This window comes from Lactiplantibacillus sp. 30.2.29, assembly GCF_018991255.1.
Taxonomy (GTDB): Bacteria; Bacillota; Bacilli; order Lactobacillales; family Lactobacillaceae; genus Lactiplantibacillus; species Lactiplantibacillus pentosus.
Window position 1 is genome coordinate 27,656 of sequence record NZ_JAGYGU010000016.1, and the last position, 21,345, is coordinate 49,000.

Annotated in this window: 25 protein-coding genes; 13 read left to right on the forward strand and 12 right to left on the reverse strand. The window is 47.3% G+C overall.

What is annotated here, in order from left to right:
* Positions 1 to 25: 25 nt before the first annotated feature.
* The 4 genes from KGF65_RS10155 to KGF65_RS10170 are packed head-to-tail and all read left to right on the forward strand — an operon-like array spanning position 26 to position 1,547.
* A complete protein-coding gene (locus KGF65_RS10155) occupies positions 26 to 334 on the forward strand; it encodes a hypothetical protein (protein ID WP_021337502.1) in 309 nt (102 codons plus the stop codon).
* 22 nt (positions 335 to 356) lie between these two features.
* Positions 357 to 611, forward strand: coding sequence for a hypothetical protein (locus KGF65_RS10160; RefSeq protein ID WP_105924422.1), 255 nt, complete (start codon positions 357 to 359; stop codon positions 609 to 611).
* A complete protein-coding gene (locus tag KGF65_RS10165) occupies positions 608 to 1,093 on the forward strand; it encodes a GNAT family N-acetyltransferase (RefSeq protein ID WP_101872979.1) in 486 nt (161 codons plus the stop codon). The genes KGF65_RS10160 and KGF65_RS10165 overlap by 4 nt, the downstream gene beginning before the upstream one ends.
* A complete protein-coding gene (locus KGF65_RS10170) occupies positions 1,077 to 1,547 on the forward strand; it encodes a hypothetical protein (protein ID WP_056952932.1) in 471 nt (156 codons plus the stop codon). Before KGF65_RS10165 ends, KGF65_RS10170 begins: the two co-directional genes overlap by 17 nt.
* A 228-nt stretch (positions 1,548 to 1,775) precedes the next feature.
* On the opposite strand, the gene lepB (KGF65_RS10175) is transcribed toward KGF65_RS10170, so the two are convergent.
* A complete protein-coding gene (gene lepB, locus KGF65_RS10175; protein WP_101872980.1) occupies positions 1,776 to 2,399 on the reverse strand; it encodes a signal peptidase I in 624 nt (207 codons plus the stop codon).
* Between the two features lie 84 nt (positions 2,400 to 2,483).
* The gene (gene lepB / locus KGF65_RS10180) at positions 2,484 to 3,101 is read right to left on the reverse strand and encodes a signal peptidase I (RefSeq protein WP_003639557.1); all 618 of its coding nucleotides are present in this window, start codon (positions 3,099 to 3,101) and stop codon (positions 2,484 to 2,486) included.
* A 199-nt stretch (positions 3,102 to 3,300) separates the two neighbouring features.
* Between lepB (KGF65_RS10180) and KGF65_RS10185 the strand changes: the two genes are divergently transcribed.
* Positions 3,301 to 3,924: a sugar O-acetyltransferase gene (locus KGF65_RS10185; protein WP_216748419.1), complete on the forward strand. Its 624-nt coding sequence runs from the start codon at positions 3,301 to 3,303 to the stop codon at positions 3,922 to 3,924.
* Positions 3,925 to 4,016: 92 nt separating this feature from the next.
* Here KGF65_RS10185 and KGF65_RS10190 read toward each other — a convergent pair whose 3' ends face one another.
* Positions 4,017 to 4,310, reverse strand: coding sequence for a type II toxin-antitoxin system Phd/YefM family antitoxin (locus KGF65_RS10190; protein WP_101872983.1), 294 nt, complete (start codon positions 4,308 to 4,310; stop codon positions 4,017 to 4,019).
* A gap of 316 nt (positions 4,311 to 4,626) precedes the next feature.
* Between KGF65_RS10190 and nth the strand changes: the two genes are divergently transcribed.
* The gene (gene nth / locus KGF65_RS10195; RefSeq protein ID WP_050340301.1) at positions 4,627 to 5,277 is read left to right on the forward strand and encodes an endonuclease III; all 651 of its coding nucleotides are present in this window, start codon (positions 4,627 to 4,629) and stop codon (positions 5,275 to 5,277) included.
* A gap of 272 nt (positions 5,278 to 5,549) precedes the next feature.
* Here nth and KGF65_RS10200 read toward each other — a convergent pair whose 3' ends face one another.
* Positions 5,550 to 5,690 carry a hypothetical protein gene (locus KGF65_RS10200; RefSeq protein WP_162937037.1) on the reverse strand — a complete coding sequence of 47 codons (141 nt, stop codon included), beginning with the start codon at positions 5,688 to 5,690 and terminating at the stop codon, positions 5,550 to 5,552.
* Positions 5,691 to 6,055: 365 nt separating this feature from the next.
* On the opposite strand from KGF65_RS10200, the gene KGF65_RS10205 reads away from it, so the two are divergent.
* The 4 genes from KGF65_RS10205 to KGF65_RS10220 all read left to right on the forward strand — a co-directional run bounded on the left by KGF65_RS10205 (position 6,056) and on the right by KGF65_RS10220 (position 11,078).
* Positions 6,056 to 6,757, forward strand: coding sequence for an ABC transporter ATP-binding protein (locus KGF65_RS10205; protein ID WP_216748420.1), 702 nt, complete (start codon positions 6,056 to 6,058; stop codon positions 6,755 to 6,757).
* 9 nt (positions 6,758 to 6,766) lie between these two features.
* A complete protein-coding gene (locus KGF65_RS10210) occupies positions 6,767 to 9,343 on the forward strand; it encodes an ABC transporter permease (RefSeq protein WP_101872984.1) in 2,577 nt (858 codons plus the stop codon).
* 81 nt (positions 9,344 to 9,424) lie between these two features.
* Complete coding sequence (locus KGF65_RS10215) at positions 9,425 to 10,687, forward strand: ArgE/DapE family deacylase (RefSeq protein WP_101872985.1); 1,263 nt, start codon at positions 9,425 to 9,427, stop codon at positions 10,685 to 10,687.
* Between the two features lie 202 nt (positions 10,688 to 10,889).
* Positions 10,890 to 11,078 (forward strand): hypothetical protein, encoded by a 189-nt coding sequence (locus KGF65_RS10220; protein ID WP_088770829.1) that lies wholly within the window; start codon positions 10,890 to 10,892, stop codon positions 11,076 to 11,078.
* Between the two features lie 224 nt (positions 11,079 to 11,302).
* Here the strand turns inward: KGF65_RS10220 and KGF65_RS10225 are convergent, their stop codons facing one another.
* Positions 11,303 to 11,737 carry a MerR family transcriptional regulator gene (locus KGF65_RS10225; RefSeq protein ID WP_050340305.1) on the reverse strand — a complete coding sequence of 145 codons (435 nt, stop codon included), beginning with the start codon at positions 11,735 to 11,737 and terminating at the stop codon, positions 11,303 to 11,305.
* A gap of 181 nt (positions 11,738 to 11,918) precedes the next feature.
* Here KGF65_RS10225 and KGF65_RS10230 point away from each other — a divergent pair, with 181 nt between their 5' ends.
* From KGF65_RS10230 to KGF65_RS10240, 3 genes are all read left to right on the forward strand, one after another.
* Complete coding sequence (locus tag KGF65_RS10230) at positions 11,919 to 12,320, forward strand: cupin domain-containing protein (RefSeq protein WP_003639548.1); 402 nt, start codon at positions 11,919 to 11,921, stop codon at positions 12,318 to 12,320.
* Positions 12,321 to 12,384: 64 nt separating this feature from the next.
* Complete coding sequence (locus KGF65_RS10235) at positions 12,385 to 12,705, forward strand: carboxymuconolactone decarboxylase family protein (protein ID WP_003639547.1); 321 nt, start codon at positions 12,385 to 12,387, stop codon at positions 12,703 to 12,705.
* A gap of 12 nt (positions 12,706 to 12,717) precedes the next feature.
* Positions 12,718 to 13,461, forward strand: a complete 744-nt coding sequence (locus KGF65_RS10240; protein WP_101872986.1) for an SDR family oxidoreductase — start codon at positions 12,718 to 12,720, stop codon at positions 13,459 to 13,461.
* A 169-nt stretch (positions 13,462 to 13,630) separates the two neighbouring features.
* Here KGF65_RS10240 and KGF65_RS10245 read toward each other — a convergent pair whose 3' ends face one another.
* From KGF65_RS10245 to KGF65_RS10275, 7 genes are all read right to left on the reverse strand, one after another.
* The gene (locus KGF65_RS10245; RefSeq protein ID WP_101872987.1) at positions 13,631 to 14,143 is read right to left on the reverse strand and encodes a hypothetical protein; all 513 of its coding nucleotides are present in this window, start codon (positions 14,141 to 14,143) and stop codon (positions 13,631 to 13,633) included.
* Positions 14,144 to 14,297: 154 nt separating this feature from the next.
* On the reverse strand, positions 14,298 to 14,810 hold the full coding sequence (locus KGF65_RS10250; protein ID WP_101872988.1) for a hypothetical protein: 513 nt from the start codon (positions 14,808 to 14,810) through the stop codon (positions 14,298 to 14,300).
* A gap of 882 nt (positions 14,811 to 15,692) precedes the next feature.
* Entirely contained in the window at positions 15,693 to 16,910 is a 1,218-nt protein-coding gene (locus KGF65_RS10255; RefSeq protein ID WP_101872989.1) for an ABC transporter permease, read from the reverse strand.
* Entirely contained in the window at positions 16,903 to 17,802 is a 900-nt protein-coding gene (locus tag KGF65_RS10260; RefSeq protein ID WP_101872990.1) for an ABC transporter ATP-binding protein, read from the reverse strand. Before KGF65_RS10260 ends, KGF65_RS10255 begins: the two co-directional genes overlap by 8 nt.
* Positions 17,803 to 17,850: 48 nt before the next feature.
* Entirely contained in the window at positions 17,851 to 18,357 is a 507-nt protein-coding gene (locus KGF65_RS10265; protein ID WP_105924418.1) for a methylated-DNA--[protein]-cysteine S-methyltransferase, read from the reverse strand.
* A 248-nt stretch (positions 18,358 to 18,605) separates the two neighbouring features.
* The gene (locus tag KGF65_RS10270; protein ID WP_216748421.1) at positions 18,606 to 19,712 is read right to left on the reverse strand and encodes a LysM domain-containing protein; all 1,107 of its coding nucleotides are present in this window, start codon (positions 19,710 to 19,712) and stop codon (positions 18,606 to 18,608) included.
* Between the two features lie 362 nt (positions 19,713 to 20,074).
* Complete coding sequence (locus KGF65_RS10275; RefSeq protein ID WP_216748422.1) at positions 20,075 to 21,082, reverse strand: LysM domain-containing protein; 1,008 nt, start codon at positions 21,080 to 21,082, stop codon at positions 20,075 to 20,077.
* Positions 21,083 to 21,345 lie beyond the last annotated feature (263 nt).

Genomic DNA, 21,345 nt, shown 5'->3' on the forward strand with positions numbered 1-21,345 from the left:
AAATAATTAACTAGGAGTTTTTCGGATGCAAGTTAATATTATTACAAGTGTGGTTGCAGGACAGGAAACAGCCAAAGCGGCGAACGTTCAGGCGTTCATGGATGCATTGTCAGAACAATTAGGGAAGGACTTCACGGTAACGCTCGACACGGATTATGGTCAGAGCTTGACGGACCATCGTGCGGACGTCTACCTAGTCTATTTTGGGTCGCAAGCCAACTTATCCCCAGAACAACGTTCACAAATGATCATCTTCTATTCTGATGAGGATGTGGATAACTTAAACACGGGACGTTTTGTGGATATGTTGCAGCAACTTAACAAACAAGCTTAATCACAAGTGAGGAAGTGGCACGATGCAACTATTGATTTTAGGGGTCGTGGCGATTGTCGTATTTATCTTAGAAGAATATGTCTTTACAGCCAGTCGCCATTTCTGGGTCGGCGGGATTGCGCCAGTTTTGTGGACTATTTTGCTGGCTTATTTGGTGCTGGTCAACGCGATGAACTTGACGGTGCGCGAGTATGCACTGGCAATCATTGCGGTCATTATTCCGTATGTCTGCTGGGGTAATGGCTATCAGCGGCATCAACAACGCCGCCGCTCATGAGTATTCGGCCGATTGCTGCTTCGCAGGTTCCACGGGCGTTATTATTGGCGGCGGACCCGTCGTGGGACCAGATTAGGACGTACTTATCGACAGCGACTTGTTATGGCTATCAACAGGATGGTCAGATTGTTGGCGTCATTCTGTTAACAGACGAGCGGCCAGGAATTCGTGAAATCAAATCGATAGCGGTCGCGCCCACTTATCAACATCAAGGAATCGCCAAGGCGCTGTTAAACGCGGCGATTGCCGTTTGTCGACAGGATCCGACTTGTCGTGAGTTACAAATTGGCACCGGTAATTCGTCATTACGGCAGCTGGCGATTTATCAACGTGCCGGCTTTGAACTAGTCGATGTTTGGGTCGACTACTTTGTGGATAACTATCCAGCACCAATCTATGAGAATGGTATCCAGTGCAAAAGTATGGTGCGTTTGCGCCAATCAATGATTGAGGAGGTGACAACCCATGTGGAAAGCGAGTAATTTGTTAATTAGTTGGTTTTACGGTGCAATTGCCGTCTTTATGTTGATGTTTTTCACCGCGCGCCAAGAGGTCAATCACATCGTGTTGGAATTCAATCCGTTGGTGATTTATAGCATTATCTGTGCGTTGGTCCTATTTCCAATCGTGAAATATCGCTGGCCGCGTGTGTTTCAAGTCTGGCGCAAAACGCCCAAGGAACCTGAATCGACGCGCCCGGACGATGACCAGATCATTCAAGATTCTGGCCGGCCATGGTCAGTTGCCGCCAAGCGCACTAAGCCGAAACCAGTACCGACTGCACTGACGCCGCAAGTTGAGGCGAAGAGTGACTTTATGGATGGATTCATCAACTTCTTCAAAAATATCGTGATGGCGCTGATTTTAGTGCCATTGAGCCCTTTTATTTGTGGGTATTTTTGGTTGCACGACCGGCGTGTTAAGAATCAATCTTAGGCAGACTGTTCCGGTTATGAACAAGTGGGGGATAAGTCGGAAAACAATTCGGAAGTTATCCCCTGTGGACAAAATAAAACTAATGGTGGTCGTAAGTATGTGTATAACGCTTACGGCTTTTTTAGTGCCATGATAATTTTGTGGCGATACATGAATGATGTGTGTATGGAAATAATCGAGAACAAAAAACAAGCCGCAATTGGCGACTTGTTTGTCATATCCTTGAAACTAAGGTTGATAATTATTGATGTATTGCTTGCGGTTTTGCCAAGGCCAGGCTTTGACGACCCCAATCACTTTTGATTGCGGCACGAAGCCCCAACTACGACCGTCATTAGAGACGCTACGATGATCACCTAGCACGAAATAAGAACCCTTAGGCACGCGATTATTAGTGACCTTAACCTGCCAAGCGGGTTGATCGTGACTCAGGCTGTTTAATGTCCAGCCGGTGAATTGGCTGTGAGAATTTGCCATGTATGAGCCGGTCGTTAATTGATACCGGCTCGGCTGATAGGATTGTTTGACCAGCTTGTTATTCACGTAAAGCTTACCAGCATGTGTATAACGGACGGTGTCACCGCCAACTGCGACGACTCGTTTCACATACACGGCATTCCGGTCCTTTTCGGTGGCGTCAACGCCGTATGCATGAAAGACGATGACACTGCCACGCTTGACCTTGCTCGTCTTGACAGCGACCACGTGTTCATTATTCTGCAGGTTAGGCTGCATTGAATCGCCGTCGACCTTGACCGTTGTGAACCAGAATTGGCGAATCAGTAATGCGATGACCAGCCCGATGATGATTGGAATCAACCAGCTTAAGTAGCGGGTTACTTTGGTTATCATAAATAACTTCCTAACATTCTAAGATACTTCTAATATAACAAAAAACAAGCCGCAATTGGCGACTTGTTTGTCATATCCTTAAAACTAAGGTTGATAATTATTGATGTATTGCTTGCGGTTTTGCCAAGGCCAGGCTTTGACGACCCCAATCATCTTGCTCTTAGGCACGAGCCCCCAGTAACGGCTATCGTTGGAGACGCTGCGGTGGTCACCCATGACAAAGTAGTAACCCTTGGGAACTTTGTTGTTGGTGATCGATTTAGCCCACCCTTGGTCATGGCTCAGACTGTTGAGCGTCCAGCCAGTGAATTGACTGTGACTATTCGACATGAACGAACCGGTCGTCTGTTGATAATTGTTCTTTAAATAGGTCTGCTTAACGAGTTTGTTGTTGACGTATAACTTACCAGAACTGGTATAGCGCACTGTGTCGCCGGGCATCCCAATCACCCGCTTGACGTAGACGGCTTTCTTATCAGTCTGGTTCGGGTCGAGTCCATAAGCATCAAAGACCACGACGGAACCAGCCTTAATCTTACTCGTCTTGAAGGCAACAACGCGTTCGTTATTTTGCAAGTTAGGCTGCATCGAAGTCCCATCGACTTTGACCATCGTGAACCAGAACTGACGAATCAGTAGGGCGATGATCAGCCCGATGGCAATCGGCACCACCCAACTCATGATATTTTTAAATGTTTTCAATGATTAAAACTCCCTTAATGGTGTGTATACCCCTTATTATAAACGATATTGAAAATTTAGCAGTATAAAAAAACTTTAAAAGTTATCTCAACTGCTTAAAATGGGCGTTGCTGCTTTCAAAATTGACCAATCAGGGGTGATGACTCGTGCTATGATAGGCTGTGGATAATCATACTGAAGCGATAAGGGAGCGGGACAAGTGAAATCACAAAAAGAACGGATGTTGGCGGGCGAACTCTATGTTGCTAACGATGCTGAATTGAGCCGTGAGAATCATCGGGCCAAACGACTGGTGAGGGAATTCAACCAAACCACGGAAGAACAGCCGGAAGAACGGCAACGATTATTGACGGCCATGTTCCACAAAATCGGGGCTGGCGGCTACATTGAACCGCCATTTCATACCGATTACGGCACGAATACGACGATTGGTCAGCATTTTTACGCCAATTATGACGCGATTTTCGTTGATGTTAATCGCATCACGATTGGGGACAACATCTTTATGGGGCCACGCGTTGGGCTGTATACGGCCGGTCATCCAATCGATGCGGCGATTCGTGCGGAAGAATTGGAATACGGCTGGCCGATTACAATCGGTGATGACGTTTGGATTGGCGGTAACGTGGTCATCAATCCGGGCGTCACGATTGGAAGTAACGTCGTGATTGGTTCCGGTTCAGTGGTCACGCATGATATTCCAGATAACGTGGTGGCAGTCGGCAATCCGTGCCACGTTTTACGCGAAATTACCGCCGTTGACCACAACTATTGGGCCGAACAGCGCGCGGCTTACTTTGCGGACCGTGACGATGAAAACTAGTCGATAGGTAAAATTAAACGGGCCAATTCAGGTCGAAAGACGACTGGATTAGCCCGTTTTTAATGTTTGAAGTGGTCGAAAAATGATGACCATTATTGTTTATTGGTGGGGGTTAAACGCTGCCAATAAGCTTGTGGATCATCGATGACCGGATCGTTGGCTAAAAGCTGCATGTCAATCAATTTATCACGGGCAACGGCATATGCCAGTGAATCTTTATTAGCACTGACCGCGGTGAGCAGCGTGGTGAGTTGCTCCTGAGAGATAACGGCCACTGTACGCTGATTTGAGCGGGTAACTAACACAGTGTGATTTTTATCGGTCACTTGGTCAAGATAGGCTTTCAAATGGCTGCGAAAGTCAGTTTGTGTCGTGGTAATTGGCATGGTGCACGCCTCCTTATTAATCATTGGTTAGTATCGCTGTTGTCGAATATTGAATGTAAATCGGTACGACGTCGCTGGTTTGATGTCTTTGAGTAGACATCGAGATTTGGCTAATCTGAATTATGTCCCGGTGAACCTAAACTGGTTGCGCGTCTCGGCCCCAATTCTAGTAGTTACGTTGAATTCTAGCCCTAATGTCCGAATGTTTGAAATGATAACACCCGGTTACCTCACTCCCGCTAAACCAATAGACAGAACCCCGCAACAGCCGTAAAATATAACTTAATCAATCAATCAGAAAGAGGCGGCAAGACCAATGCTAAAAGATGACCAAATTGTGTGGGCGATTCATCAGATGGAAGACGAAATTGGACCAGTGGGCCGGTCGCTGGATTCAAGGACGCCATTTCAGTATTTGATTTCAGTGATTTTGAGCGCGCAGGCGACCGATGTTTCCGTGAATAAGGTGACGCCGGTGCTATTCGAGAAGTATCCGGAGCCAAAAGACTTGATGATGGCGGACCTCGCTGATGTTGAGGCCATCATTAAATCGGTCGGGTTGTTCCACAATAAGGCCCGCAATATTATTAAAACGGCCCGGATCGTGCATGAAGACTTGAATGACGTCGTGCCAACTGACCGGAAAGGGATCATGGCGCTCCCGGGGGCTGGTCGTAAAACCGCCAACGTGGTCCTGAGCGACGTCTTTGAACAGCCAACCTTTGCCGTCGACACGCACGTTTCAGCAATCTCCAAGCGCCTACACTTTGTGGACCAAGCCGCCACGCCATTGCAGGTTGAGCAAAAAATCGTCAGCGTCATGGCACCGGAAGAATTACATCAAGCGCACCACACCATGATTGAGTTTGGCCGTAAATATTCGATGAAGTTGACGCCGGACAAAGAGGTTTGTCAGTTGATTATCGACTGTGACCAGTTGAATGAGGAAAATGAGGCCATCGTTTAATCACCGGATAGCTGCCAAGTTCGCTGAGCTGCATAGCAAGCGTTGCGGCAGTTTAGTGAAAATGACATAAGCCAACCAAGTCAGATGAGCATTAACCCTTGCTTGTCAGACTTGGTTGGCTTATTTTTGATCAATATCTGTTTTGGGAGAGGGACAGGTGTTGTCCGTGGTAGTGGGAGCCGGTGTAGAACGGACCTACAACTGCAGGCTGACACTAATTCGTCTTGTTTCTGGCGGTTGCTGCCTTTAACACTATCCCAGTAAACGCTGAGTCAACGGTGTTTGCGCTGTTCACGTTTGCGGTCGGCATCATGTTTTTCGATGCGCCGGAAAAATAGGCTATTGAGAAAATAGGTAAAGCCTGCCATGAAGATGATCAACATTAGGACCGTCGCAACGGCTTCTGCAATCATGAAATGCCTCCTTTGTCGTGGCCCGGTATGGGCTTGTGTCGGTGATTGGAATCGTTGTTGTTATTGTACGGGTAACCGCGGGGTGATGCAAGTTACGGTTGAAAACTTGCGCGGAAATCGCAAAAGTACGGTATCATAAAGCGTAAAGGTTACGTTGATTTGGTTAAGTAAAACGGGCGGCAGTCGAGACCTGAATTGAAAGCGTCCTCAGAAGCACGTGACCAATCTAGGAAAAATGCGAAGGCTAGCAACGAATGCAATCTAATCGGTACGTCCAGCAACGTAAAATAACCTTGACCTAACTAGCACTGCGGGTCAACCAATAGGACAGTGGCAAGCAATTACATATAGATGGAGGAATTTTAATGGCATATATTGATGTACGACAGATGAGCCGGATGTTTTTGACCGGCACACAGGTGACCCACGCGAATACTGACATTTCGTTTAAAGTGGAACAGGGTTCAGTGGTCGTTATTCTGGGCCCAAGTGGGGCTGGTAAATCGACCCTGCTGAATATTTTAGGTGGGATGGATAGTCCGTCGGAAGGCGAGGTCTTGATTGATGGTGTGGATATTGCAAAGATGAATGCTCGTCAGTTGACGACTTATCGCCGGCAGTCAGTTGGGTTCGTCTTTCAATTCTACAACTTGGTGCCTAATCTGACGGCTCGCGAAAATGTGGAATTGGCGTCACAAATTACGAAGAATGCGCGCGATGTGGATGAAACGTTGGCACTGGTTGGCCTGATGAAGCGAGCGGACAACTTCCCCGCACAATTATCAGGTGGGGAACAGCAGCGGGTCGCGATTGCGCGGGCTGTCGCAAAAAATCCAAAGTTACTACTCTGTGATGAACCCACGGGGGCCTTGGATTATAAGACCGGGAAGCAAGTCTTGCAAGTCATCCAAAATGCGGCCAAGGAGACGGAAACGACCGTTATTATCGTCACGCATAACAGCGCCATTGCTAAGATGGGTGACCAAGTGATTCGAATTAATGATGCGCACGTCCAATCAATTGAGCATAACGCGCACCCGACACCGCTTGCCGAGATTGAATGGTAGGTGAGGGTGATGACAGCAGCTTACTTTAAAACGATCATGCGTGAAATCTGGTCCTCTAAGGCCCGGTTTGCATCGATTCTACTCATTATCTTCCTTGGAGTGGCCTTTTATACCGGGATTCGAGCGACGGGTCCCGATATGTCGCAAGCCGCTAATGACTACTATAAGCAACAAAAGCTCGCGACGAATAGTGTGCAGTCGACGCTGGGGCTGACGAAATCAGATACGCAAGTGTTGGCCAAACATCGCGCGCAGCTGACTTATCAAGCGGCCAAATATGTCGATGTGAATCAGTTGACCAACAGTCAGGTCATCCGTGTCATGGCGTTACCGAAGACCCAACGTTTGAATCAGTTGCGGGTTGTCAGTGGCCGTTTACCGCGGCATGCCAACGAAATCGTCTTGGACGCACAGGCCAAACGATTACAGCCTAAGTTGAAGATCGGGTCGACGTATCGGATCAGTTCGACCACGAAACGGAACCAACAATTCACCCGCCGGACGTTCAAGGTGGTCGGCTTTGTGAACTCACCGACCTATGTCGAGAATACCGACCGGGGCGTGACAAATGTGGGGAAGGGGACGTTGGACTACTTAGTCTATGTTCGGCCACAAGTATTGAAGTCTAGTGTGATTACGAGAATTGATGTCCAGTTTAAAAACTTACGCGGTGTGACGCCGTATACGGCGAAATATCGGCGCTTGAATCGGAAGAATACGGCGGCGCTTAAACGCTGGCTCAAGCCGCAAGCCAAAAAGCGGCAACAACAACTGCAAGCGCAAGCAACTGCTAAAATTAAGCCGTTACAACAAGCGACGAAGCAGTTAGAAAGTCAGGTGCCGGCTGGAACCGCGCAACTGGTCAAGCTCCAGACTCAGCTGAAGCAGGCGCAAGCCAAGGTCGCGGCCATCAAAGCACCGACCTATCTGTACACGGATCGCTCTGATAATCCCGGCTATACGGAATATCATGAAAATACGCAGCGTGTCGTGGCCTTATCGACCGTTTTCCCACTCTTCTTTATTGCCATCGCAGCGCTGATTTGTTTGACGACGATGACGCGGATGGTCGAAGAACTTCGTTTGCAGATGGGAACGTTGAAGGCACTCGGTTACTCAAACACTGCCGTTGGGAGCGAGTTCATGGTCTACGGGGGCTTAGCCGCACTGATTGGGACCGCGCTAGGTGTTGCCTTTGGGGTCAACTTCTTCCCACGGTTTATCGCCCAAGCGTATGGCAGTATGTATAACTTGCCAGCTATCCACGTTCAGTATATCTGGCTGGATATTGTGATTGCACTCTTGATTGCGTTGCTATGCACGCTCGGAACGGCCCTAGTCGTCTTGCGAGTCGATTTGCGGGCACTACCGGCAAGCTTGTTGCAACCACGAGCACCCAAAGCGGGTAAAACGCTGCTACTAGAACGCTGGCGGTGGTTATGGCGCCGGCTGAGTTTTAACCATAAAATTACGATTCGGAACCTATTCCGTTACAAACAGCGGCTACTGATGACCGTTCTCGGTATTGCCGGCTGTATGGCGATGATGATTACCGGGTTTGGGTTAAAAGACTCGATTGGCGATATTAGTGTCAAGCAATTCAATCAGTTGTGGCACTATGATGCGATCGTGACGCGCAGTGGGCAAGAAACCGCGCAGCAACGACGCGCCATTAGCAAAGGATCCACGTATCGTGCCAGCATGAAGTTGCAGGCCAAGCAGGTGACGGTCAAACAAGCGGGCGTCGCCGAACAGACGGCGACCCTCGGCATTCCAGCGGCGCAACAGCACTTGTCCAAGTTCGTCGTTTTACGGCATCGTCAGAGTCACCAAGCAATTCAGCTGGGGACTCACGGTGCGGTGATTGATGAAAAACTGGCCAAGTTGTATGGCGTTCAAGCTGGCGACCAGTTGACGATCAAAGTCGCGGGGCAACCGGCGAAAAAGATTCGCGTCAGTGCAATCGCTGAAAATTATGTCAATCATTTTATCTACATGAGTCCGACGTATTATCGGCAGGTCTTCAAGCAGGCACCAGTGTATAACACGAATTACGTGCAGTTCAAGAACGCGTCGACCAAGCAACAGAACGCCTACGCTGACCGCTTGTTGAAGCAAACGGGCATTCAAAATGTGACGTTGATGAGCACTGAGAAAGCCACGAACTTTAAGATGCTCGATAGCATGAACTTAGTCGTCTTGATTTTCGTCGTTTCTGCTGGGGCCTTAGCGCTAGTCGTCTTGTATAATTTGACGAATATCAACGTTTCTGAACGTATTCGGGAATTGTCGACGATCAAAGTGCTCGGATTCTATGACGGTGAAGTCACGATGTATATTTTCCGCGAAAACCTGATTCTAACGGTACTGGGAATGTTAGTCGGTTGCTTCTTGGGCAATTGGTTACATGCTTATATCCTGCAGACGGCCGAAACTAACGCGCTGATGTTCTCGCCGACGATTCATCCGCTCAGCTACATCTATTCGGCACTGTTGACGCTGGCCTTCAGTTTACTCGTCATGGCCATGATGCATTGGAAGCTCAAACGGGTCAATATGCTGGATGCGCTAAAATCGGTTGATTAGGTGTTCCTGATGACGGTCGTCCTGAATGGAAGTGGTATAATTAAATTGATTGGAACAGTTTAATTTATCTATGATTAGGGGATGAACGGCATGGCGGAAACAGCGCAGTTAGAAGCGGCTGTAAAGGCATTAAGCGATATTGTTAAAATGAATACGGTGAATGACCATGAGCAATTAGTTGCCGATTATTTGGTGGCGTTACTCAAGCAACATGGCATCGAAGCCAAGACCATCACGTACGCACCGGGACGGGTCAACTTGGTTGCCGAAATCGGGGATGGCAACGGGCCAGTGATTGGTTTGGATGGCCACGAAGATACGGTGGCGTTAGGTGACGCTGACAAGTGGCATACCGATCCCTTGGCCGCAACCATTAAGGATAACCGGTTGTATGGCCGTGGGGTGACGGACATGAAGGCCGGTCTGATGGCAGAAGTCTTTGCCATGATTAGCCTGCATGACCAACAAGTACCGCTTCACGGGACGGTGCGCTTGTTAGCCACGGTCGGTGAAGAAGTCGACCACTTAGGCGCTGAACAACTGACTGAACTGGGCTATGCCGATGACTTACAAACCTTGATTTGTGCAGAACCGAGTGGCGCTGACAAACAATTGTTGTTGACCAAGTCGATCCAAGCGATGTTAGGTGTCGACGGGACGACTGCGCAACGGATGGCTGATGCTAATCCAACGACCGAACAACATTTTATTGAACTTGCCCACAAGGGATCATTGACCTATACCATCAAGGCACACGGGGTCGCAGCGCACAGTTCAATGCCAACGATTGGTCAAAATGCAATCGACATGTTGATGACTTATTATCAGAAACAGACAGCATACTTTGACAGCTTCAAGAATGTGGTCAATCCCGTCTTGGGTCCGACAGTTCCTGTTGTGACGTTGATCAGTGGTGGGGAACAAGTCAACACGGTACCCGCTAGCGCTGAAATGTCGGTCAAAATTCGGACGATTCCAGAATTACGTAACGACAAGCTGATCAAGGATTTGGAAGCCATCATTGCGGAATGCAACGCTGCTGGTGCGAACTTGACGATGGACATCGCCAGTTCCTTTTATCCCGTTCATACGCCGGAAGACAGCCAGCTCGTTCAGTTAGCCAAGCAGGTCGGGGAACAAGTCTTGCAACAACGGCTTCCATACTTTGGGGCACCCGGTGGGACGGATGCATCATCGTACATTGTTAAGAGTCCGGATATGCAAGTGATCGTCTTTGGCCCAGGTAACATTACCGCACACCAAGTCGACGAATACGTTGATTTGGATATGTACGGCCGGTTTATTGAAATTTATCAACAAATGATTACCCGTTTACTCGCATAGGTATTCGTTGGCGGTAAACGATGCAACATGATTACGAAGGGGGGCGCCAAATTGGTGGCCCCTTTCGTTATACATACGATTGATAGTGGGGGCTAAGATAGCTGGGGGGTGACCGTTACGGACGCAGGATGTATCAACAAGAGCCGGACGTCATACAACTGATTTAGCGCCTGACTCACAGATTTAGAAAGGTGTGGTGACAATGTTTGTTAAAAGTTTTCGAGAATTTCTGGCCACGTTTTTAATCATTATTGGTATTGGCCTACTATATACCCGAACGACGACTGCTGGCTACGTTGGATGTGGCCTCGCCATCGTGATTGGACTGCTATTGCAACCGAAGATTTCAAAGTGGTATCTGGGGTTGTTGCGGCAAGACCGGCATCGCTAAGGCATTCATCAAAGTAATGGCACAGTATTCACCAATCCGACTTGTAGTGATAGATGGACTGCTGAGTGTTTGTGGACTTGGCCAGGTGAGTGTTGGCATCACGATCAGGTCCAGCCCAACTGTATTTAATTGAAAATCAGACATTACAAATAGCCCCGCCATCGTTTCGAATTTTCGATAACGACGGCGGGGCTATTTGCGTTCAGTGATCATTGGGCTAGCAGTTATTCATGATGCCCAAAGCGTTGTAAGTAACTACTGAAATCTTCATGATCCTGCGTAATGCCGGCCTCTTTTTCCTCATACCAATTGATTTTGTCATTCAGAATTTGGAGATGGTGCTGCACTTCGTTGAACTGAACTAAGAAATCTTCCTTAACGTGTTTGAGTAACGCGAGACGTTGTGGAATCGTCTCGTCACCGGCCGCCCGCCAGGCAACGTACTGTTGCAATTCACTAATGCTCATTCCGGTGCCTTTCAGGTGTAACAAGAATTTGACCCAGTTGATATCCGCAGCTTCGTAATAGCGCCGGCCGTTTTCCAGCCGATGAGGTTCAATTAGCCCAGCTTTTTCGTAATAGCGTAAGGTGGGTGCGGTGAGTCCAACTGCCTTGGCAAAATCACCGATGGCATAGCGTTCAGGGGTAGTGGTGGCCATAGAATCGACTCCTTTGATTGATTTGATATCGTTATTATTTAAAGTAACTTTAGCACTAACCATACCACGAAAACTTATTTTAGCAAGCTTAAACTTTGTGGTTGACTTAAAGTGCACTTTAAGTTGTAAGCTATGTTCATCGATGAGGTATTAAGCAAGTTAAGACAAGGAGTGTTCTAATATGACAACAAACAACAGTGGTTTATTCGGTTTAGGCGAAAAGAACGTCGCCTACCAACAATATTTTATTGGGCAAAGTTATCTCAATGCGTTGGCAGGAGATGACCAGGTCGACGTCAACGTCTCAAACGTGACTTTCGAACCCGGATGCCGTAATAACTGGCATATCCACCACAATGGTTACCAAATTCTATTAGTGACGAGCGGCGAAGGCTGGTACCAAGAAGATGGCAAGCCGGCACAATTGCTGCACCCAGGTGATGTCGTTACGATCCATCCCGGTGTCAAACATTGGCATGGTGCCACTAAGGATAGTTGGTTCGCACACATCGCGATTACAAAAGGGACGAGTGAATGGCTCGAACCCGTCGATGATGCTGCATATGCCAAACTAGCAGACTAGCGGTGTCTTTGAGACAACGTTAACGGCTATATCAATCAATAGTTAAAACGAGGAGGAAGTCAATATGGCAGAAAAACAAACTGCAGGTCGCGATAACTTGGGTCAATTAGCCCCACAATTTGCCGCATTAAATGATGATGTCTTATTTGGTGAAGTCTGGTCACGGGAAAGTGCCCTTAGTTTACATGATCGGAGCATGATTACGATTGCGTGCCTCATGACCAGTGGTGATTTTCCACAATTAAAGGCGCATTTCAAGATGGGCAAGGATCACGGCATCTCAAAGGACGAAGCCGTTGAAATCGTGACTCACTTGGCCTTCTATGCTGGCTGGCCTAAAGCCTGGTCTGCAATGGCGCTGATTAAAGAAGTTTATGGTGAATAGGAGTAAGATTGAATGACAGTTAAAGATAAAGTTGTCGTTATTACGGGAGCGTCGTCCGGAATTGGGGCGGCGACTGCCAAACAGTTAGCCAGTCATGGTGCCAAAGTCGTGCTAGGGGCTCGGCGCGAAGACCGGTTGGCAGCCTTGGTTGATGAAATCAAAGCTGCCGGGGGTCAAGCGGCCTACCAAGTGACCGACGTGACGAAGGCCGCTGAAGTCCAAGCACTAGTTGACTTGGCCCAAACCAAATTCGGTGGCCTGGATGTCATTTTCAACAATGCCGGTATCATGCCGACGTCGCCTATCAGCGCGCTACACACGGATGAATGGGACCAGATGATCGATATTAATATCAAAGGCGTTTTGAATGGCGTGGCAGCGGTCATGCCGATTTTTACCGCTCAGAAGTCTGGTCAAATCATTACGACGTCTTCGGTTGCCGGAATTAAATCCTTCACGGGGGCCGGCGTATACGGTGCCACGAAGTTTGCGGTTCGTAATTTGATGGAAGTCATCCGGATGGAAAGTGCCCAGGAAGGGACTAATATTCGAACGGTCAGCTTGTATCCAGCCGCAATCAATACGGAACTCTTGCACACGATTACGGATAAGACGGCTAAGCAGAACATGACCGCTTTCTATCAACAAGTTGGCATTAGTCCGGAAGCAGTCGCAAATGTCGTTAACTTTGCCATTGATCAGCCAGAAAATGTCAATGTCAATGAGTTTACGATCTACCCAACCAAGCAGGCGTAATTTGCAGCGTTGGCTGATAATTAAAATTTTATCATTATGAATTGTTGGGGATAAACTACCATTTAGTCCGACAAAAAAACGATCAAGTGACCGCTACACAAGTTATTTTGCGTAGCGATCACTGGGTCGTTTTTGGGCTGGATAAGGTCAAATGTCAATATGGGGAAAGTTAAGAATTCGTGCCCAAATTAACTATAAAAATGAGGTAGCTAATCGACATGACAATCAATACGACTAGGAAACTTTTTATCCAAAACTGAGCGAATTTAAAACGCTTGTCTGAAACGAGCACAAATTCAGAACTGGGATTATTTTTCCAATAATTGCGCCTAAACAGCCGCAGCTTGGGCATTCGCCAGTTGATCAGACACAGTAGACACATGCTTGCTGTACCCAAATACACATGACCATAAGCCGCTATGATCAATTGTCCTCTAATCATCAAAATCATTAGAAGACCAGTGAATTTGAGTATCTTATTTTCTAGTTGTTGTTTTGGATGTCCTTGTAGGGGCACACGTGAGTATAACTTCATTAAGCGGCGCCTTTTCGTGAATGAAAAAGGTTTTTTCATTCGGAATCGAGTCATAACCAGGGGGCCAGTTAAAGCAAAAAGAACGACATAAGTTAGTGCGCCCCAATAAATTATCGCAATGATGATACTCGTAGTGTTTTGCTGCATTTAATGTGCTCCTTGTGTTAGTAGTATCTATGCCAGAAAAAGCCAACAGTAGTTAGCAAGCCGAGAAAGCATTAGTAATAATTGACTAATCATTGGCGTAAACACGACAATTGAAGATACGATTCACGGGCGGTTGACGATGCAGCATAGGTTGCTAAATGCCAAAATAAATGGTTCCAACCGCAATCAGAATACTCAGTATCATCCCAATAACCAGCGCGCTTTTGAAGATGAGTCCGCGTAACCAAAAAATCTTTTCTGAGGCTAATTCGAATTCTGGATGAGAATGCGCTGGTTGTTCCCAGTAGTTGCGAATGAGGTCAATTGCTCGACTGAACCGCCACGTTAGAAGGCAGAACACACATATTAATACAGCGAGCGAAACTGGGTAATTGTCAGCGACGGTAGAAAGCTGCAAGAACATGCAGACAATGGTTGCATAACTTGTGACTAAGCCTAATATGAAATGTTTTCGTGCGGTATGGTCATGCTTAAGTGGCTCACGTAAATACTTCATGATTGTGATAAGTTTGCGCTTGATATTAAAAATACTACAAGTTGGTTTAATGCTTTGCAGTAAAATTAGAATAACGAGCATGATGACCAAATCGAAAAAAGCCGTGACGATGGCGAGAGTAGTTATGATGGAAATCACTTGCGAGGACACGTTTCAACCTCCTTTTCGCAGTAATAATAACATGGCAGAAATTGGTGTAAACAAATAACCTAAAAGTATTCAGCCCACAATGGTATTGAGAATGTGAAGTAAAATCATCAAAAAGTCAAAATGAAATACAGCTGGCAACAAGGAAAGTAGGACTAGACAAACAGCGCGGATTAGCCTCAGAATCAGTAGTTTGTTGAAAATCTTGTGGGGCAATACTTCAAAATCTAATTTTCCAGGTTGTGACCAATACAAATATTCATAATAAGGTGTCACGATACCTGGAAAAATGTACAAATCTGAAGCCAATGCGCATGAGTATAGTGTTAGGATAAAATGTCGATTTAATGGTGCGAAAAAACCTGCCCATATGATTATGAGAAAAAGTGTAGTTGAAATCAGTATGATTTAATGTTTCAACTGAAACGTTGATCAGCACAATTAACCTTCTCTCATAATCCAGCTGATAATGCGGCTACAACCATTTTTGGCAAAATTATCAGTATCCCAGATAAACACGCCAAGGTCATAAGCTGCAATTGGCGTGAGTTGGAAGTCATCAATATAAAATAGTCATACCTGCAACTATACATTATGAACTTATTCCCATAACAAAAATTGACGATTGTTTGTCTTTTCTATGAATTATTTATTCCCAACACTTTTCTTACTCAGTGTCTTGATTCGAATCTTTGCTTCTTACTTCGCACCAATGGGAGACAAGCAACGCGGTGTGAGTAGCGGAAATTGGATAATAACAGCTTTGACAGTCGACAAATCTGGTTACAAAAAAACACGTTGCAGCTCGACGATTTGCCATGCTGAAACGTGTATTAACAGGTTCATATTAAAATTACCGGGTTATCAGTGAAGGACTACTGACAACTACTTCAAACTCAATCCACGTTTTAAATTGCCCCAGAAGCCGAGTTCGTCGGTCTGTAGCATTAAGCCGCCATAAATCCGGCCGATATACAGCATACTACCGACAATCGTGGCAATCAGAATCAAGAGTGAAATCACTGCGGCAGGCATGGTTGCCATCCCATTGATTAGCCGCAACGGCATGAAGTATGACGAGAAGAACGGAATATACGAGAAAATCTTAACGAAGAGATTATCCGGCGTATTCTGAAAAGCGAGTGCCATGAAGAAGGCCAACATACTGAGATAGATAACCGGCTGTGCAGCTTTACTGGCATCCGCGACCCGCGTCACCAAGGCACCACAGAAGGCGGAAGCAATCGTATATAAGAGGACCGCCAGTAAGGCAAATAGGAGGTTGATTGACACCAGGTTATGGATGACCTGATTGATCAAGTCGGTATTCTGTTCCCAGAAATCCGCGGTCAGCGCGCTGCGTTGGGCAAACTGAATGACGGCAAAGCCCCCAATTAGATAGACGAGCAACTGGGTGACGATCACCAGCAAAACACCGTAGATCTTACCATTAAAGTATTTACGTGGCGTGGTACTTGAGAAGATGACTTCCATAATTTTGGTGCCCTTATCCGCGGCAATTTCTTGGGCCGTAATGGCGGAGTAGGTGGTCAAAATCAAGTAGACGAAGAAGACCACAATGTAGAAGGAAACCGTTTTTGCTGTTTTATCGGATGCGGCGTGGCGTTGCAATTTCTGTGTGAACTTGGGTTGTACCGCCAGCGCTTTGACTTGGCTCGACGTCAGCTTGGCTTGTTGCAGGTTACGCTGCCCCTGAATCGTGGCTAAAAATTGCTGAATTTTGGCTTTATCGCCACTGCTGACTGCATTCGGTCCAGTAAACTTGGCTCGTAATTGCTGCTTATCCGTTGAGAGTACGAGGTAGCCGGCAATGTCGTTGCGCTTGGTAGCCGCCTTAGCACTCGCTAACGTCTGATATTTTTTAGTCGTCGCAATCTGGCTCTGTTTGATGAAGCTTGTGCGCAGTGTCTTATCGGTGCTAATGACGGCAATGTCGCTTTTGCTGGCACTTGGAGCTGCAAAATAAGAAAAGGCGAAGACGAAGCCAAAGAAGACAAATGGCATAAAGACCAGTGAAATAAAGCTCCAAGATTTGATTTGGCGTAAGTAGGTTTCGAAGGTGACGATCCACGTCTTATTCATGTTGGCCACCTCCAGCTTCCGTGCGGAAAATTTCATCTAGTGTCGGTGGTTGCTGACTGAATTCCTCAATATAATGGCCACCGGTGACTTGGTCGAAGAGGCTCGGGCCAACATCGGCGGATGCGAGTTCGAGTCGGTAGCGCCGTGCACCTTGTTTAGAAACGCCGGTGACCCCTGGGAGAGCAGCCAGTTGGTCCGTCGACCAGTCAGTCGTCAGGAAGAGGCGGGTCCGTCCGAATTGTGCGCGGACATCGTCAATTGTCCCTTTCAGCACAGTTTCCCCATTCCGTAACATGACTAAGGAGTCACAAATCGCTTCCACGTTGCTCATGTCATGGCTCGAAAAGATGATGGCCGCGCCCCGTTGCTTCGCATCCAGAATCGCCTGTTTGAGTAAATCGGCGTTTACGGGGTCCAGACCACTGAATGGTTCATCCAAAATAATGAGCTTAGGCTCGTGGATCAAGGTACAAATCAATTGGACCTTCTGCTGGTTTCCCTTTGACAACTTATCGATTTTATCCGTTGGCTGGCCCTTGACCGCAAACCGTGCCATCCATGAGGCAATCTTAGGCTTGATTACCTTGGCGGGCTGATTTTTCAGTCGTGCCAGGTAGACGATTTGTTGCGTGATGGTTAGTTTGGACATCAGGCTACGTTCCTCAGGTAAGTACCCGATTTGATCATAATCGGCGGCCGTCAGTGGCTGACCATTCCAAGTGATCTGCCCCTCGAAAGATAGAAAATTCAAAATACTATGAAAAGTGGTGGATTTTCCAGCCCCGTTTTGACCAATCAGACCCACGATTTCCCCGTCATGGACATCGAACGTCACGTCGTTTAACGCTTGAACATCGCCAAAGCGTTTATGGATATGTGTGATGGATAACATGTGTTGCCCCCCTAAATCATTAGATTGATTCAATCATGTCATAGTTAACTAGTTGTTGCAAGCACTAACCTGTGTCTCAAGTTCCAGCAGCGCGCGTTTCATTGGCAAGCCGCCACGATAGCCGCCCAGCTGGCCATCCTTGCGACAAACGCGATGGCAAGGAACGACAATTAATAGTGGGTTGCGGCCCACCGCCGATGCGACGGCCCGGATGGCAGTGGGGCGGTCAATCATGCCAGCCAGCTGCGTATAAGTCGTCGTTTGACCGTATGGAATCGTAGTCAGTGCTTGCCAGACAGCTTGCTGCAGGGCTGTTCCGGTACTTTGATCGAGCGGAACATCAAATCGTTGCCGGTTACCGCTGAGATAAGCGGCCAATTCCTGGGCAGCTGACTGATTGGCATCAGGACGATAGACGGCTTCGGCGGTTGGAAAAAACGACTGCCATTCGTCACGCGAACCGTCACGACTACCGACAAATGCGAGCCCCTGGTCAGTCGAACCTAGCCAATAGGTATGCTGGTCAATAGTGGTGTTTGTCAGAATTAATTGCATGAGCATAAACCTCGTTTTCATAGTTGATAGCGCTAGTATAACAGAATTTGGTAAAGGGTGAGGGCAATTGAATTTTAGCTGAATCCTGGATAATAGAGCAAGTTTGCCAGTACGTTTAAAACATGATCAACAAGCCAGCTTCACTAAGCAAAACCGCCACTACTGACATTCAGATGAATGACGATAGTGGCGGTTCAGAATCGGTTGGCGCATCGTTAATGATGGCAATATTCAAATTCAAATAAGGATTAGTACCAACCGTTAGCTTGCCAGAACGCTTTGGCAGCGACCCATGATCCATAACGGGCGGCAACGTAAGCATCCGCAGTGGCTTCCTGATTAGCAGCGGAGTAATCACCGTTCAGCATTGATTTGCCTAATTGATACTTACCATAGTAAATACCGTTCGTTGCGGTGTATGAGCCGCCAGATTCGCGAGCAGCAATCCAAGCTTTCGCTGCGGCTTCCGCGGTGCTACTGGTTGAAGTACTGGTCGATGTACTGCTGGTTGTAGCGGTACTACTTGAGCTGGCCGTCGTTGCGGCACTGCTGCTGGAACTAGCCGCACTAGAACTAGCTGTGCTTGAACTGGCTGCACTAGACGTAGCTGATTGGCTAGTAGCCGCACTGGTTGCAACGGCATGCGTCGTCGTCGTTGAACTTTGGCTAGTTGCATTGCTTACGGAACTAGCGCTAGCTTGGCTGGTACTGCTTTGGCTAGTTGCATTGCTTACAGAACTAGCACTAGCTTGACTGGTACTGCTTTGGCTAGTTGCGCTGGTAACCGAACTAGCACTGGCTTGACTGGTACTGCTTTGGCTAGCTGCACTGCTTACGGAACTAGCACTAGATTGGCTGGCACTGCTTTGACTAGTTGCACTGGTAACAGAACTAGCACTAGCTTGGCTGGTACTGCTTTGGCTAGTTGCACTGGTAACCGAACTAGCGCTAACTTGGCTGGTACTGCTTTGGCTGGCTGCATTGCTTACTGAACTGACACTAGCTTGACTGGCAGTGGTCGTCGAGCTTGCGGCAGAGGCAGAAGTTGCGTTACTGGTGGTGTTCGTTGTGGTTGCCTGAGTCGCAGTCGCAGTCGCAGTCGTGGTCGTTGGACGAACGACTTTGACGGATTGGTGCTTGTTCACTTTGAGTTTGTCGCCAACGTAAATTAAGTTGACGTTCTTCAAGTGGTTCAACTTTTGGACGGCTGCAACCGTGGTTTTGTGGGTATCAGCAATCTCACTGACCGTATCACCGGCTTTGACAGTCACCGTATCCGCTTTGGCAGCAGTGGCGCCTAGCGCGATCGCCCCAGTTGTTGCTAATGAGGATAATAAGAGGTGTTTGATTTTCATAGACTTTGTTCACTCCCAAACTTAGAATAGACTTCTTTTAAAGTGTACCATCATGTAAGCGGTTCGTTAAGGGCGATTTACCCCTTTAATAATTAATTTTCAGACTTGAACGATTCCCATGACAAAGTAAACCGAAAACGTGATTAGTATATAGTGTAACAGATTAACGCTTACATTGCCGCTGATTTGCAATCGTCGGGCGCTAGAATTGTTGAAACGAGGGACTCAAGTGTGGTTCATCATTTTTTAAAAACTAAGCCCGGTGTCGGTCCAAATTGAATACGCACAGCTGAACATGCAAAAAACGCGCCACCCCAAAGAGGTGTCGCGCTGATTGTATGTTCAGTTGTGCAAGATTTTGTTTAGTAATAACCGTTGGCTTCCCAGAAAGCCTTGGCAGCAACCCATGAACCATAACGGGAAGCGACATATTCGTCAGCGACCTTTTCTTGGTTGGATGCTGAATAATCACCGTTTAGTAGGGACTTGGAAAGTTGATACTTACCATAGTAATTCCCATTTGAGGCCGTGTATGAACTGCCAGATTCTTTATTCGCGATCCAAGCTTTCGCGGCTGCTTCAGCACTACTTGAAGTGCTCGTCGACGATGAAGAAGATGAGGTTGTCGTCGAGGAACTGCTGGTCGCAGTTGTACTGCTACTCGTGGCTGCGCTGGATGCCGCCGTGCTTGAAGAAGTCGCGCTACTTGATGCGGCGCTGGCCGTGCTCGTTGCTGACGAACTAGTTGCGGTGGTGTTACTCAACTTCGTCATTGAAGCGGAAGTTGCTGTGGAACTAGATTCACTAGCAGCACTTGACGTTGAACTCGACGATGCTGCACTCGATGTCGCTGAACTGGAAGTAGCACTTGAACTGGCGCTGGAAGCTTGGCTACTTGAAGCAGTCGTACTGCTTGACGCTGCGCTAGATGCCGAGCTGGAAGCACTGCTGGTTGCGGCTGAGCTTGATGCAGCGCTAGCGGTGCTGGTTGCCGTCGTCGAAGCACTTACCGCAGCACTGCTGGTACTTGATGAAGACTGTGCGGTGCTGGATTGGGCGGCAGAACTAGCACTCGAAGCGGTACTCGTGGTACTGGTTGCCGCCGAACTAGTAGCACTGCTTGGTAATTGGGCAGTTGCGGTCTGATGTTTGCCGTTGATTTCTAGTTTGTCGCCAATGTAGATTAAGTTGACGTCTTTTAAATGGTTCGCTTTTTGAATCGCCTTGATGGTCGTATGATGCGTCAAGGCCAACGCACTGACGGTATCGCCAGCTTTGACGACGACTGTATCAGCGTTAGCGACGGTCGTACCGAGGGCTAAGAGGCCAGTCGCTGCTAATGAAGTTAATAGCGCATTTTTCATTTTCATGATAATAAAGTCACTCCTATAAAATTGCTGTCTGACGTTTCATTGAATGGTGATTAGTATACTGTCTCCAGATTGCAAAGCAATAAACAACAGATTACGGTTTGCGCCAATTTTGTAATAAAGTAACACAGTGTAACAAGTTAACACTTTCATCATCTTTTCGCCACATTATCGTCATACTCGCGGTAAAATTCAGAAGGTAACTTAAAAAATGGCTTAAAGCGATGAGCGAAATTCTTATTAATACCATGAAATTTGTTATA

What these genes read in the sequence shown, in the direction of transcription:
- KGF65_RS10155 (WP_021337502.1), top strand. Translation starts at nt 26, where the DNA reads ATGCAAGTTAATATTATTACAAGTGTGGTTGCAGGACAGGAAACAGCC.
- KGF65_RS10160 (WP_105924422.1), top strand. Translation starts at nt 357, where the DNA reads ATGCAACTATTGATTTTAGGGGTCGTGGCGATTGTCGTATTTATCTTA.
- KGF65_RS10165 (WP_101872979.1), top strand. Translation starts at nt 608, where the DNA reads ATGAGTATTCGGCCGATTGCTGCTTCGCAGGTTCCACGGGCGTTATTA.
- KGF65_RS10170 (WP_056952932.1), top strand. Translation starts at nt 1,077, where the DNA reads ATGTGGAAAGCGAGTAATTTGTTAATTAGTTGGTTTTACGGTGCAATT.
- lepB (WP_101872980.1), bottom strand. Translation starts at nt 2,399, where the DNA reads ATGATAACCAAAGTAACCCGCTACTTAAGCTGGTTGATTCCAATCATC.
- KGF65_RS10190 (WP_101872983.1), bottom strand. Translation starts at nt 4,310, where the DNA reads ATGCCAATTACCACGACACAAACTGACTTTCGCAGCCATTTGAAAGCC.
- nth (WP_050340301.1), top strand. Translation starts at nt 4,627, where the DNA reads ATGCTAAAAGATGACCAAATTGTGTGGGCGATTCATCAGATGGAAGAC.
- KGF65_RS10200 (WP_162937037.1), bottom strand. Translation starts at nt 5,690, where the DNA reads ATGATTGCAGAAGCCGTTGCGACGGTCCTAATGTTGATCATCTTCATG.
- KGF65_RS10205 (WP_216748420.1), top strand. Translation starts at nt 6,056, where the DNA reads ATGGCATATATTGATGTACGACAGATGAGCCGGATGTTTTTGACCGGC.
- KGF65_RS10210 (WP_101872984.1), top strand. Translation starts at nt 6,767, where the DNA reads ATGACAGCAGCTTACTTTAAAACGATCATGCGTGAAATCTGGTCCTCT.
- KGF65_RS10215 (WP_101872985.1), top strand. Translation starts at nt 9,425, where the DNA reads ATGAACGGCATGGCGGAAACAGCGCAGTTAGAAGCGGCTGTAAAGGCA.
- KGF65_RS10220 (WP_088770829.1), top strand. Translation starts at nt 10,890, where the DNA reads ATGTTTGTTAAAAGTTTTCGAGAATTTCTGGCCACGTTTTTAATCATT.
- KGF65_RS10225 (WP_050340305.1), bottom strand. Translation starts at nt 11,737, where the DNA reads ATGGCCACCACTACCCCTGAACGCTATGCCATCGGTGATTTTGCCAAG.
- KGF65_RS10230 (WP_003639548.1), top strand. Translation starts at nt 11,919, where the DNA reads ATGACAACAAACAACAGTGGTTTATTCGGTTTAGGCGAAAAGAACGTC.
- KGF65_RS10235 (WP_003639547.1), top strand. Translation starts at nt 12,385, where the DNA reads ATGGCAGAAAAACAAACTGCAGGTCGCGATAACTTGGGTCAATTAGCC.
- KGF65_RS10240 (WP_101872986.1), top strand. Translation starts at nt 12,718, where the DNA reads ATGACAGTTAAAGATAAAGTTGTCGTTATTACGGGAGCGTCGTCCGGA.
- KGF65_RS10245 (WP_101872987.1), bottom strand. Translation starts at nt 14,143, where the DNA reads ATGCAGCAAAACACTACGAGTATCATCATTGCGATAATTTATTGGGGC.
- KGF65_RS10255 (WP_101872989.1), bottom strand. Translation starts at nt 16,910, where the DNA reads ATGAATAAGACGTGGATCGTCACCTTCGAAACCTACTTACGCCAAATC.
- KGF65_RS10260 (WP_101872990.1), bottom strand. Translation starts at nt 17,802, where the DNA reads ATGTTATCCATCACACATATCCATAAACGCTTTGGCGATGTTCAAGCG.
- KGF65_RS10265 (WP_105924418.1), bottom strand. Translation starts at nt 18,357, where the DNA reads ATGCAATTAATTCTGACAAACACCACTATTGACCAGCATACCTATTGG.
- KGF65_RS10270 (WP_216748421.1), bottom strand. Translation starts at nt 19,712, where the DNA reads ATGAAAATCAAACACCTCTTATTATCCTCATTAGCAACAACTGGGGCG.
- KGF65_RS10275 (WP_216748422.1), bottom strand. Translation starts at nt 21,082, where the DNA reads ATGAAAATGAAAAATGCGCTATTAACTTCATTAGCAGCGACTGGCCTC.